The organism is Denitratimonas organivorans (genome assembly GCF_037478135.1).
In the GTDB taxonomy this organism is placed as follows: domain Bacteria; phylum Pseudomonadota; class Gammaproteobacteria; order Xanthomonadales; family Xanthomonadaceae; genus Denitratimonas.
The window spans coordinates 198,130-210,563 of the sequence record NZ_JBBHDV010000001.1 but is presented as its reverse complement, the minus strand read 5'-3'; the positions used below and the strand labels follow the sequence as shown (position 1 = coordinate 210,563).

The 12,434-nt window shown below is 66.7% G+C and carries 11 protein-coding genes and 1 tRNA gene; 5 read left to right on the top strand and 7 right to left on the bottom strand.

What is annotated here, in order from left to right; translation table 11 throughout:
* Positions 1-460: 460 nt before the first annotated feature.
* Positions 461-907, top strand: a complete 447-nt coding sequence (locus WDB66_RS00905; RefSeq protein ID WP_339396540.1) for a cell wall hydrolase — start codon at positions 461-463, stop codon at positions 905-907.
* A gap of 83 nt (positions 908-990) precedes the next feature.
* Positions 991-1,605 (top strand): glutathione binding-like protein, encoded by a 615-nt coding sequence (locus WDB66_RS00900; RefSeq protein ID WP_339396539.1) that lies wholly within the window; start codon positions 991-993, stop codon positions 1,603-1,605.
* Between the two features lie 120 nt (positions 1,606-1,725).
* Here WDB66_RS00900 and tgt read toward each other — a convergent pair whose 3' ends face one another.
* The 5 genes from tgt to queA all read right to left on the bottom strand — a co-directional run bounded on the left by tgt (position 1,726) and on the right by queA (position 7,904).
* Positions 1,726-2,865 carry a tRNA guanosine(34) transglycosylase Tgt gene (gene tgt / locus WDB66_RS00895; RefSeq protein ID WP_339396538.1) on the bottom strand — a complete coding sequence of 380 codons (1,140 nt, stop codon included), beginning with the start codon at positions 2,863-2,865 and terminating at the stop codon, positions 1,726-1,728.
* 58 nt (positions 2,866-2,923) lie between these two features.
* Complete coding sequence (locus WDB66_RS00890) at positions 2,924-3,937, bottom strand: ABC transporter ATP-binding protein (RefSeq protein WP_339396537.1); 1,014 nt, start codon at positions 3,935-3,937, stop codon at positions 2,924-2,926.
* On the bottom strand, positions 3,934-5,622 hold the full coding sequence (locus WDB66_RS00885) for an ABC transporter permease (protein ID WP_339396536.1): 1,689 nt from the start codon (positions 5,620-5,622) through the stop codon (positions 3,934-3,936). Before WDB66_RS00885 ends, WDB66_RS00890 begins: the two co-directional genes overlap by 4 nt.
* A 22-nt stretch (positions 5,623-5,644) precedes the next feature.
* Entirely contained in the window at positions 5,645-6,745 is a 1,101-nt protein-coding gene (locus tag WDB66_RS00880; RefSeq protein ID WP_339396535.1) for a Fe(3+) ABC transporter substrate-binding protein, read from the bottom strand.
* 112 nt (positions 6,746-6,857) lie between these two features.
* Complete coding sequence (gene queA, locus WDB66_RS00875) at positions 6,858-7,904, bottom strand: tRNA preQ1(34) S-adenosylmethionine ribosyltransferase-isomerase QueA (RefSeq protein WP_339396534.1); 1,047 nt, start codon at positions 7,902-7,904, stop codon at positions 6,858-6,860.
* Positions 7,905-8,119: 215 nt separating this feature from the next.
* On the opposite strand from queA, the gene WDB66_RS00870 reads away from it, so the two are divergent.
* The 3 genes from WDB66_RS00870 (at position 8,120) to WDB66_RS00860 (ending at position 11,189) form a co-directional block, all read left to right on the top strand.
* Complete coding sequence (locus WDB66_RS00870) at positions 8,120-9,619, top strand: aminotransferase class III-fold pyridoxal phosphate-dependent enzyme (RefSeq protein ID WP_339396533.1); 1,500 nt, start codon at positions 8,120-8,122, stop codon at positions 9,617-9,619.
* Positions 9,620-9,787: 168 nt separating this feature from the next.
* Positions 9,788-10,354: a PadR family transcriptional regulator gene (locus WDB66_RS00865; RefSeq protein WP_339396532.1), complete on the top strand. Its 567-nt coding sequence runs from the start codon at positions 9,788-9,790 to the stop codon at positions 10,352-10,354.
* Between the two features lie 22 nt (positions 10,355-10,376).
* A complete protein-coding gene (locus tag WDB66_RS00860) occupies positions 10,377-11,189 on the top strand; it encodes a siderophore-interacting protein (RefSeq protein WP_339396531.1) in 813 nt (270 codons plus the stop codon).
* Positions 11,190-11,244: 55 nt separating this feature from the next.
* Here the strand turns inward: WDB66_RS00860 and pip are convergent, their stop codons facing one another.
* Complete coding sequence (gene pip, locus WDB66_RS00855; protein ID WP_339396530.1) at positions 11,245-12,192, bottom strand: prolyl aminopeptidase; 948 nt, start codon at positions 12,190-12,192, stop codon at positions 11,245-11,247.
* Between the two features lie 116 nt (positions 12,193-12,308).
* Positions 12,309-12,385, bottom strand: a tRNA-Pro gene (locus tag WDB66_RS00850).
* Positions 12,386-12,434 lie beyond the last annotated feature (49 nt).

Here is a 12,434-nt window from a genome sequence, read left to right as displayed (position 1 = left end):
GGCCCGCTGCGCCGCCCGCATGCACTCATTGACTTTTCCCAAGGACTGCGGAACTGATGGTTTATTCATCAATCCGAAGCAGGTGTCGATCAAGTGAAATGGCGTCAACATGCGGTTTCTTCGACACAGCGCATGATCCGGCAGGCTTGCGATTGCCTGAACCGCTGAACGACCCATTCACGTTTCGTTAAATCACTGACACTTACCTTGCGCCGGTTCCCAGCCGCCGCCCCTGCGGTCCGGCCCGGAATCTTGAGACAGGCAGATGCGGAATCCCGCCTCCTGTCCTGCGGCTGGCGCCGCGATGCCCAAGACAGGCCCGCGCCAGGCGTACCCCGAAGACGCCATATCAGCCTCCCCTTTTTGTGCATCACTCCATACGGCCCGTGCCGTTGGATGGATGCGACCGGATGAACTTCCGGGCAAGGGTCGGCCCGATGCAACGGAGAAGGAGTCCGCGATGAAACTGGCCGTCGTCCTCTGGCTTGCGCAGATCATGCCGCAGCCGTATGCCGATCAGGTCTGCCTGGCAACCACGGTGTATCTGGAAGCCCGCAACCAATCCGAACTGGGCCAGCGTGCCGTCGCCGAAGTGGCGCTGCGCCGCCTCGACAGTGGCCGCTGGGGTGACAGCCTGTGCGATGTGGTCACCGCGCCCAAGCAGTTCGCGCCCACCCTGGTATCCCCGCAATACGACATGGACAACCTGCGCGCCTGGGAGCGCGCCGTGGCGATCACGCTGGACGTGCAGCAGGACTGGCAGAAGCCGCACGCGCAGCGCAGTCTGGTGGTGCCCGGCGCCGACCATTTCGTGGTGCGTGCACTGGCCTCGCCGGCCTGGGCCCAGGGCGCACCGGTCGCCACGATCGGCGATCACACCTTCTACAAGGTCGTCTCGCGTCTGTGAGTTGCCCGATGCGCCCGTTTCCCGCTTGAAGGCAGACCGGGCCGCATCCATGTTCCACCGTCCCCCTACTGCGGATGGTGATGATGAAACTCTACTACCTGCCCGGCGCCTGCTCGCTCGCCGACCACATCGTGCTGGAATGGACCGGCCTGCCCTACGAAGCAGCCGCCGTACCGCGCGATGAACTCAAGGGCGCGTTCCTGAAGATCAATCCGGCCGGCTCGGTGCCGGCGCTGCAACTGGCCGATGGCGCGGTCATCACGCAGAACCTGGCGATCCTGGACTATCTGGCCAACCTCGCACCCGAAGCCGGGTTGTGCGGGGATGGCACGCTGCTGTCGCGCGCTCGCGTGATCCGCTGGGCTGCATTCCTCAATGCCGATGTGCACAAGAACTTCTCGCCGCTGTTCGGGCTGGATCGCCATGTCGATGGCGAGCAGGCGCAACAGAGTTTGAAGGAAAAGGCGCTGGCGCGTCTGCGCGACCAGTTCGAGCAGCTGGATGCGCAGCTCGGCGCCAACACCTGGCTGGTCGATGACCGCCGCTCGATCGCGGACCCGTATCTGTTCGTGGTGCTGCGCTGGGCCCATGCGATGGGCGTGGACCTGTCCGATCTGGACAACCTCGCGCGATTCTTCAAGCACATGCAGGCCGATGCCGGGGTGAAGGCGGCACTGAAGGACGAAAGTCTGGACTGATCGCCGCTGCAGCGGATTCCGCACTGGCCGCGCGTTGATGCGGTCAGTGCGCTGCCCAACGGCGAGTGCGTTTCTCCACTCACCCCGCGCCGTCGAATGCGGCACCGGCTTCCTGCCTGTTCAGCCCTCGCCGGCGGCCAGCCGCGCGTAGAAGTCCGCCACGAACGCTTCAAAACGCCGTTCCTCAATCGCCGCGCGGATGCCGGCCATCAGTTCCTGGTAATAGTGCAGGTTGTGGATCGTCGCCAGCATCGGCCCGAGCATTTCGTTGCAGCGGTCCAGATGGCGCAGATAGGCGCGGGTGAAACCGCCGGCGCAGGCGTAGCAACTGCACTCCGGGTCGATGGGGCGCAGATCCTTTTCATATTTGGCGTTGCGGATGCGCACCGTGCCGAAGCGGGTGAAGTAATGCCCGTTGCGGGCATTTCGCGTCGGCATCACGCAATCAAACATGTCGATGCCGCGCCGCACCGCTTCCACGATGTCCTGCGGCCGGCCCACGCCCATCAGATAGCGCGGGTGGTCCGCCGGCAGCAGCGGGCAGGTGTGTTCGAGCATCGCATTGCGCTCGTCTTCCGGCTCGCCCACGGCCAGTCCACCCACCGCATAACCATCGAATCCGATGTCGATCAGGCCCGCCGCCGAGCGCGTGCGCAGCTCCGGGTAGACATGTCCCTGCACGATGCCGAACAGCGCCGCGTCATTGCCAAGGCGATCATGTTCGGCCCGGCTGCGCGCGGCCCAGCGCAGGCTCAGCTCCATCGATTCGCGCGCACGCTTTTCGCTGGTCACCACGCCATCGGTGGCATACGGCGTGCACTCGTCGAAGATCATCACGATGTCCGAATCCAGCACCTGCTGGATGTGCATGCTTTCCTCCGGCCCAAGGAACACGCGCGCGCCATCCACCGGCGAGGAGAAGGCCACGCCCTTTTCCGTGATCTTGCGCCGGTGCGCCAGCGAGAACACCTGGAAACCACCCGAATCGGTCAGGATCGGCCCATCCCAGCGCGCCAGCCTGTGCAGGCCGCCGTGCGCGGCCACGACATCCAGTCCCGGGCGCAGGTACAGATGGAAGGTGTTGCCCAGGATGATCTGCGCGCCGGTGGCACGCAGCGTATCGGGCGTCATCGCCTTGACCGTGCCGTAGGTGCCGACCGGCATGAAGGCCGGGGTTTCGACCACACCACGCGGGAAGCTCAGGCGGCCACGGCGGGCCTGGCCATCCTGGCCGAGAAACTGGAACTGCAATCGGGACATGCGGGCGACGCCGGGCGGAAAGCCGGTCATTGTCGCGTATCAGGCCGTGTTTTTCCCGTTATCGCTGCGGTTCGCGGGGAAAGCGCAGACGCGCGCCGGGCGCCAGCCGGAAACCCAGCATCTGGCCGACCTGCCACGCACTGTCGGGCGGCAGATCAGCCTGGATGCGCTCGCCGCCGGGCAGGGCCAGTTCGCCGACGCCACCGGGTCCGAGGAACGCGGCTTCCAGCAGACGCGCGCGGATCGGGCCTTCGGCGTCGGGCAGCAGGTGTTCGGGACGCAGCAGCACGTCGTCATCGCCCGCCAGCCCGAGTGCCGCCGCCGGCACCAACGCACCACGCCCAATGAAGCCGGCGACGAAACGGTGCGCCGGCGCGCGATAAAGATCCTGCGCATTGGCCCATTGCAGCAGGCTGCCGCCGTGCATCACGCCGATCATGTCGGCCATCGCGAAAGCTTCGGCCTGGTCGTGCGTGACCAGCAGTGCGGTGGTGCCGCTGGCCTTGAGCAGATCACGCAGTTCGGCTGCAAGGCGCGCGCGGGTGTGGATGTCCAGATTCGAGAACGGCTCGTCCAGCAGCAGCACTTCCGGCTCCGGCGCCAGTGCCCGCGCCAGTGCCACGCGCTGTTGCTGCCCGCCGGAAAGCTCATGCGGATAGCGCGCGGCATAGGCCCACAGTCCGACGCGCTCCAACATCGCACGCACCTGCGCATCGCGCGCCGCGCGCGGTATCCGGCGCAGGCCAAACCCGACATTGGCGGCCACATCCAGATGCGGGAACAACGCGTAATCCTGGAACACCATGCTGACCCGACGCTGCTCCGGCGGCCATTGCAGGTCGCCCTCAGCAATCACTTCGCCGGCCAGCACGATGCGCCCGGCACGGGTCGGTTCGAAGCCGGCCACCGCGCGCAGCACCGTGGTCTTGCCGCAGCCGGAGGCGCCCAGCAGGCAGCCGATCTGGCCGCGTTTCAGGCACAGCGACAGGTCCTGGACCACCATCTGCAGGCCGCCAGCGACCGGGTAGCCGAGCGAAATATGCTCAAGTTCGAGCACGGCGGGCGTGGTCATGCTGTTTCCTCATCAATGATCGGCCGCGCCGGCGCCTGCCATTGCGTGCCGCTGCGCGCCAGCAGCACCACCGGCAGCAGGCCCACCAGCACGATCAGCAGCGCCGCCACGGCGCCGTCCTCATAGGTGCCGCGTGCGGCGTCGGCATACAGCCAGGTGGCCAGGGTTTCGAAATTCACCGGGCGCAGCATCAAGGTGGCCGACAGTTCCTTCATCGCATCCACGAACACCAGCAGCGCCGCCGCCGCCAGCGCCGGGCGCAGCAACGGCAGATGCACCCGGCGCAGTACGCCACCGGAGCTTTCACCCAGACTGCGCGCGGCCTGGTCCAACGATGGCGATACCCGGGTCAGGCCGGCATCGGCACTGCCCACGCTGATCGCCAGGAAGCGCAGCACATAGGCCAGTACCAGCGCCGTGGCCGATCCCATCAGCAACATGCGCGGCTGCGCGCCGAACCACTTGAGGATTTCCCCGGCGCCGATATCGAACCATGCCAGCGGCGCCAGCAGGCCGATTGCCAGCACCGTGCCGGGCACTGCATAACCCAGCCCAGCCACACGCAGGCACACACCGGCCATGCGCGTGCGCCGGCGCGCCTGTGCCAGACGCCAGGCCCAGGCCACCACCACGCCCGCGACCAGCGTCACAACGGTAGCGGCGGCAGCCACGGTGACGGTATTCCAGGCGCTGTCCAGCAACTGGCGCGAAAGACCATGCTGTTGCAGACGCTCGACGCTGGCCCAGCCCAGATACAACGCCGGCAGCAGGAAACCGAACAGCACCGGCACCAGACCCAGACCCAGCGCGAACCAGGCGGCACCACCGCGCAGCATCTGCGGCTGCATCGGACGCGGGCGCTGGCCGGCGGCATAGCGTTGTCGCCGCCGCCCGTAGCGCTCCAGCGCGATCAGCAGCACCACGATCGCCAACATCCCCAGCGCGATCTGGGCCGCGCCCGGCAGATCGCTGCGCGACACCCAGGTCGTATAGATCGACACCGTCAGCGTCTGCACCCCGAGGAACTCTGAAGCGCCGATATCGTTGAGGGTTTCCAGCAATGCCAGTGCCACCCCGATCGCGATCGCCGGGCGCGCCAGCGGCAGCGCCACCCGCCGCAACAGCGCGCGACGCGGCACCCCGAGCGAACGCGCCGCATCCAGCAGACCGCCGGCCTGGGTCAGGAACATCGCGCGCGTGGTCAGGTAGACATACGGATACAGCACCACGCCCAGCAGCAGGATGCAGCCGGCCAGCGAGCGGATGTCCGGCAGGCGGAAATCACGCGGGCTGTCGATGCCCAGCAGCGCACGGATCAGCGACTGCACCGGACCAAGCGGGTGCAGCAGATCCAGATAGGCGTAGGCGATGATGTAGGTCGGCATCGCCAGCGGCAGCAGCAGCGCCCAGGACAGCATGCCGCGGCCACGGAAATCGTAGGCCGTCACCAGCCAGGCGCTGCCGGTGCCCAGCGCCGCCACCAGCACGCCGACACCGAGCAACAGCACCACGGTATTCAAACTGGCGCGCGGCAATACGTGCGCCATCATGTGCGACCACAGGCCCTGGCTGCCCTGCATCGCAGTCCACAACAGCGCCAGCAGCGGCAGCGCCACCAGCACGGCGATCAGGCCGGCGCCCAGCGCCCAGCCACGATCACCGCCCCGCAGGGCGGTTCGCGTCATCGGAACACCTGCACACGCTGGCTCAGAGATCGAATCCAACCCGATCGACCAGTTCGCTTGCGAGCTTGCGGTTGGCCGCGATCTGCGCCAGCGGCAGCGGATCGATCTTCAGCTCGCCGAAGCTGGCCACCACCGGATCCAGCTCGACCCCGGCCTTGACCGGATATTCGTAGTTGGCCTTGGCGTAGAGGTTCTGGGCCTGGTCCGACACCAGGTACTCCAGCAGCTGCACCGCGTTGTCACGGTTCGGAGCGTGGCGCGCCACTGCCGCACCGCTGATGTTGACGTGGGTGCCGCCGCCGTCGGCGCTGGAGAACACCGGCCGGATCACCTTGATCGCATCGCCCCACTGGCGCTGCTCGGAGCCTTCCTCGCTGTTCTTCATGCGGCCCACGTAATAGGCGTTGGCGATGCCAATGTCGCAGATGCCGCCGAGGATGTCGCGCGCCACTTCGCGGTCGCCGCCGGCGGCCTTGCGCGCCAGATTGTCCTTGACCCCGCGCAGCCAGGCTTCGGTCGCGGCTTCGCCCTGGTGCGCGATCATCGCGGCGATCAGGCTGATGTTGTACGGATGCTGGCCCGAGCGGATGCAGACCCTGCCCTTCCACTCCGGATTGGCCAGATCCTCGTAGGCGAAGCTGTCCAGATCCAGATCCTTGTCGGCGTACAGCACGCGGTCGCGCAGCGAAAGCGTGTACCAGCGCCCGTCCGGATCGCGCAGATTGGCAGGGATGGCGGCCGTCAGCGCGGCCGATTCGATCGCCTGGGCATGGCCGTTTTCGACCAGATCCAGCAGGTTGCCGGTATCCACCGTCATCAGCATATCGGCCGGCGACCGCTCGCCCTCGGCACGCAGCCGCTCGCTCAGACCGTCGCGCACGAAGACGGTATCGACCTTGATGCCGGTGTCGGCGCTGAACGCATCCAGCAGCGGCTGGATCAGGCCCGGCTCGCGGGTGGTGTAAAGCGTGACCATTCCGGCCGACGGCGCCGGCGCGGCTGCATCGGCCCCACTGACGCCGGCGTCCTCACTGGGCGAACGGCCACACGCCGCCAGCAACAGCGTGCCGAGCAATGCAGCGACAAGGGTCAGGGTGGAACGGGGGAACTGCGGCGATCGCATCGGAAGCTCCTTCAGGGCTTGGTTCAAGTTTCCCGGCACGACCCGGGAAGGGGAATGAGAATCATAGGCAATCAATGATACTGCCAGATCCCCTGCTGGAACCTGTCCTGGATCAAACTCCGCCCGCCGTGTCGGGCGACGGAAACACCAGCATCGCGTCGCCATAACTGAAGAAGCGGTAGCGCTCGCGCACCGCATGCGCATAGGCGGCCATGACACGGTGATAGCCGGCAAACGCGCTGACCAGCATCAGCAGCGTGGATTCGGGCAGATGGAAATTGGTCAGCAGCGCGTCGACGCTGCGGATCTGCCGGCCGGGGAAGATGAACAGGCGGGTCTCGCCGGCGAACGGCCGCACCCGACCCTCGTGGAAACTGGATTCCAGCGCCCGCACCACGGTGGTGCCGACTGCGATCACGCGCCCGCCGGCAGCGCGCGTGGCGGCGATCTGTTCGCACAGCGCCGCGCCCACATTCAGCCATTCGCTGTGCATCACATGCTCGTGGAAATGTTCGGCCCGCATCGGCTGGAAGGTGCCGGCCCCGACATGCAGCGTGACATGGCCGAACCCGACGCCGCGCGCGCGTAGCGCAGCCAGCAGCGGCTCGTCGAAATGCAACCCGGCGGTGGGCGCGGCGACCGCGCCCGGCTCGCGCGCGAACACGGTCTGATAACGCTCGGCATCGGCGGCATCGGGCTCGCGCGTCATGTACGGCGGCAACGGCATCCGGCCACTGCGCAGCAGTACCTTTTCGACCGGATCATCGCCCTCGAAACGCAGCAGATAGAACTCGCCATCGCGGCCCAGTACGGTGACCCCGGTGCCATCGTCCAGCAGCAGCCGCGCACCGGCCTTGGGCGACTTGCTGACACCCAGCTGCGCGCGCGCCTCGTTGCCGGGCAGCACCCGCTCGATCAGCAGCTCGACCCGGCCACCGCTCTCCTTGCGCCCGAACAATCGCGCCGGCAGCACCCGGGTGTCGTTGAACACCAGCAGGTCGCCGGGCTGCAGCAGTTCCGGCAGCTCACGGATCATCCGGTCCTGCGCAGTGGCCGGGGCCGGCGGCAGCAACAGCAGACGGCTGGCCGAACGCTGTGCCAGAGGCGCCTGCGCGATCAGCTCGCGTGGCAGCTCGTAGTTGAAATCGGACTTCTTCAAAGCAGCGCCACGGCTGGAAACATCCGCCCATTATGACGCGCCCCGACAGCGTGACGAAGCGCATTGACCCGCAGCGTGACAGCAGCTGCCTGCGGCGCCGCAGCACGGCGCTTTTGGCCGCGATGCTAAAATGCCCGTTTCCCTTTCCACCGGAAGTCCGGCACGCGGCCCGCCCGCACCGCCGAGTTTCCGCATCACGCCTTGCAGGAGCACGCATGAACCTCATCGACACCCTCTCCGAGCTGCGCAAGCAGCCCGGTACTGTCCGCACCCACGGCCTGTCCGACCAGACCCTGCTGGAACTGGCTCCGCATCACCCCGATCTGGTGGAAGCGGTCAATGCGGCACGCGCACAACTGGATGAGGTGCGACGCGAGTTCCCCGAAATTGTCGGCATGGACGAGGACGCGCAGTGCGCACTGCTGCAGGCGGACTTCGTCAACTTCTATCCCGGCGACGCGGTCAATCCGTATGTCGCACTGAGCGCGCGCGGGCCGTGGATCGTGACGCTGAAGGGTGCGGTGCTGCATGACGCCGGCGGCTACGGCATGCTCGGTTTCGGCCACACCCCGGCAGCAGTGCTGGAGGCGATGGCCAAACCGCAGGCGATGGCGAACGTGATGACGCCGTCGGTTTCGCAGCTGCGCCTGGCGCGTGCGCTGCGGGCCGAGATCGGCCAGCGCCGCAGCGATGGTTGCCCGTACACCCGCTTCCTGTGCCTGAACTCGGGCTCGGAATCGGTGACGCTGGCCTGCCGCATCGTCGACATCCACGCCAAGCTGCAAACCGAACCGGGCGCACGCCACGCCGGCAAGACGATCAAGCACCTGGCAGTCAAGGGCGCCTTCCACGGCCGCACCGAAGGCCCGGCGCGCTATTCTGATTCCAGCCGCAAGGCCTATATGAAGCACCTGGCCAGCTACCGCGACGACGACTCGCTGCTGATCGTGGACCCGTACGACATCGAACAGCTGCGCGGCATTTTCGCGCAGGCCGAGCGTGAAGGCTGGTTCATCGAAGCGATGTTCCTGGAGCCGGTGATGGGCGAAGGCGACCCGGGCCGTGGCGTCACGCCGGAGTTCTACGCCGCCGCACGCGAACTGACCACCGCACACGGCAGCCTGTTCCTGGTCGACTCGATTCAGGCCGGCCTGCGCGCCCATGGCGTGCTCTCGGTGGTCGACTATCCCGGCTTCGAGCAGTTGCCGCCGCCGGACATGGAAACCTATTCCAAGGCGCTCAACGCCGGCCAGTACCCGCTTTCGGTGCTGGCCGTGCGCCAGCCGGTCGCCGAGTTGTACCGCGTCGGCATCTACGGCAACACCATGACCACCAATCCGCGCGCGATGGATGTGGCCTCCACGGTGCTGGCGCAGCTGACCCCGCAGATCCGTGACAATATCGCCGCACGCGGGCGCGAGTTCGTCGAAAAGCTCGAAGCACTGCAGCGCGAGCTGCCGGCGCTCATCACCAAGGTGCAGGGCACCGGCCTGCTGTTCTCGTGCGAGCTGGCACCGGTGTTCAAGTGCTTTGGCGACAACAGCATCGAGGAATTCATGCGCGAGCGCGGCATCGGCGTGATCCATGGCGGCGAAAACTCGCTGCGCTTCACTCCGCATTTCCGCATCAGCAGCCAGGAAGTGGACCTGATCGTGGCGCAGGTGCGCGACGCATTGCTCAACGGCCCGCGCAGGGAAGCTCCGGCCGCCGCCTGAGCTTTCCCGCAACGCTGATCCTGCAAAAAGCTCCGGCCCGTGCCGGAGCTTTTTCTTTGTCCGGCGCCCACAGGCGGACCGACGGGTGCACGGGTTGCATCGGGGTTCACCTCACCCAATATATCTTACGATACATCTTGTGATGTGTTTTTCCTACGGAGCTCAGCAATGAGTGACCTCCCCGATACCGAAATCCTCACACGCGGCAGCCAGCTGAGCCGTGGACGCAAGTTCGACGCCGCCGAACTGCGCCTGATGCTGCTCTGGCTGCTGCAGCAATCGCCGGGCCATGGCTACGAACTGGCCCAGCGCCTGCGTGAGCTCTCGCACGGCTACTACGCACCCAGCCCCGGCGCGCTGTATCCGGCGCTGGCGCAACTGGAATCCGATGGCCTGTTGCGCAGTGAAACCAGCGGCAAGCGCCGTACCCATGACATCACGGCGGCCGGCATCGAACAGCTGCAACAGCAACGCGAACAGGCCGACACGCTGCTCGCGATCCTGCGCCACGCCGGGCGCCGCATGCTGTGGCTGCAACAGGCCAGCCTGGATCAGGCTGCCGCCACCGCCGCGACCGGCTGGCTGCCCGAATACGTCGAAGCCCGCCGCGCGCTGAAATCCGCGCTGCTGGCGCTGGAGGATGCCGACCACGACGCGCAGCGCCGGATCATCGACGTACTCCAGCACGCCATCGCAGAACTGGCCGCGATGCACCGCAACACTGCCGCACCCTGACCTTTCCTCAACCGAGCCGAACATGTCCCACGATCCCTACAAGACCCTGAAACTCCAGCACCCGATCCGCATCCGCCTGCTGGAAGTGGCTCGCGTCACCGAGCTGGGCCCGTCGATGCGGCGCATCACGCTGCGCGGCGACCTCGCCGATTTCGTCTCGGCCTCGTTCGACGATCACGTCAAGCTGGTGCTGCCCGAAACACCCGGCGCCAAGCCCTCTTTGCCGACACTGACCGCAACCGGTCTGGTCTTCGACGACACCCGTCCGCGTCCCGCAATGCGCGACTACACCCCGCGCCGCTACGACGCGCAAGGTGGCGAACTGGATATCGATTTCGTGATGCACCACGACGGTCCGGCGACCGACTGGGCGCGCCACGCGCAACCCGGACACCTCCTCGGCACCGCCGGGCCGCGCGGTTCGCTGGTGATTCCCGACATATTCGACTGGCACCTGCTGATCGGCGATGAAACCGCGATCCCGGCGATCGCGCGACGGCTGGAAGAGCTGCCGGCCGGCAGCCGCGCGATCGTGCGCATCCGCATCACACGCGAGGACGGAAAACTGCCGTTGCAGGCCAACGGCCCGCTCGATATCCAGTGGCTGGTGGGCGAACCCGGCGATGCCGCCAGCGGCGCCGGCGTACTGGAAAGTGCCGTCCGTCAATTGACCCTGCCAGACGGCGAGGGCCATGCCTGGGCCGCTGGCGAGTACAGCGAGATCAAGGCGCTGCGCCGCCATCTGGTCGAGTTGCACGGCATGGACAAAAGCCGCGTCCGTGCCGCCAGCTACTGGCGCCGCGCCAGCCCGGCCACGCACGAACGTTTCGAATAAGCACGCCGGAGCAGACCGTTTTCAGACTCCCGCAGAGCGGCCACCGCAAACCCACTCAGCGCGCGGAGTAGACCTCAGTCGCACGCACCAGCGCGTCGGTGATCTCCGGCTCGAACGCCGAATGGCCCGATGTCGGGCACACCACCAGATCGGCCTGCGGCCAGACCTTCTTCAGATCCCACGCGCTCTGGATCGGACAGACCACGTCGTAGCGGCCATGCACGATGGTGCCGGGGATGCCGTGCAGGCGGTGCGCATCGCGCAGCAACTGGCCTTCGACCTCGAAGAAGCCCGCGTTGACGAAGTAATGGCTCTCGATCCGCGCGAACGCCAGCGCGAAATCCTCGCCGCGATGCGAATCGATGAACTCCTTGTCCTGATGCAGGAAGCTGCACGCCGCCTCCCATACCGACCAGGCGCGCGCCGCCGCCAGCCGCACGGTGGCGTCATCGGAGGTCAAACGACGGTGATAGGCGGAAATCAGATCGGCGTGTTCCACGCTGGGAATGGCCGCCAGATATTCCTCCCAGGCGTCCGGGAACAGGCGACTGGCGCCTTCCTGGTAGAACCATTCCAGCTCCCAGCGGCGCAGCATGAAGATGCCGCGCAAGACCAGCTCGGTGACCGCTTCCGGGTGCTTCTGCGCATAGGCCAGCGCCAGCGTGGAACCCCACGAGCCGCCGAACACCTGCCAGCGCTCCACACCCAGATGGCGGCGCAGGGTCTCGATGTCGGCCACCAGATGCCAGGTCGTGTTGTCGACCAGATCGGCATGCGGCGTGGAACGCCCGGCACCGCGTTGATCGAACAGGATGATGCGGTAGCGCTCCGGGTCGTGGAAACGCCGCATCGCCGGGCTGCAACCGCCGCCGGGCCCGCCGTGCAGCAGCACCACCGGCTTGCCCTGCGGATTGCCGCACTGCTCGTAATGCAGGCGATGGCGGTCGGACACCACCAGCTCGCCGCTGTCATAAGGTTCGATCGGGGAATACAGGCTGCGCATGATGGTTTTCCGGAAACAGGCGACAAGTCCGATAGTGTAGCTGCACGAGCAATTCCCTCCGCCACGAAAAAGCGGCCCGGAGCATCGCTCGCGGGCCGCTGGTGTTCTCGCAAATTTGGTCGGGGTAGCCGGATTCGAACCGACGACCACTTGTCCCCCAGACAAGTGCGCTACCAGGCTGCGCTATACCCCGATTGGGAACGTCCACCAACCACTGCATCACAGTCGGGTGGGCCGCGCAT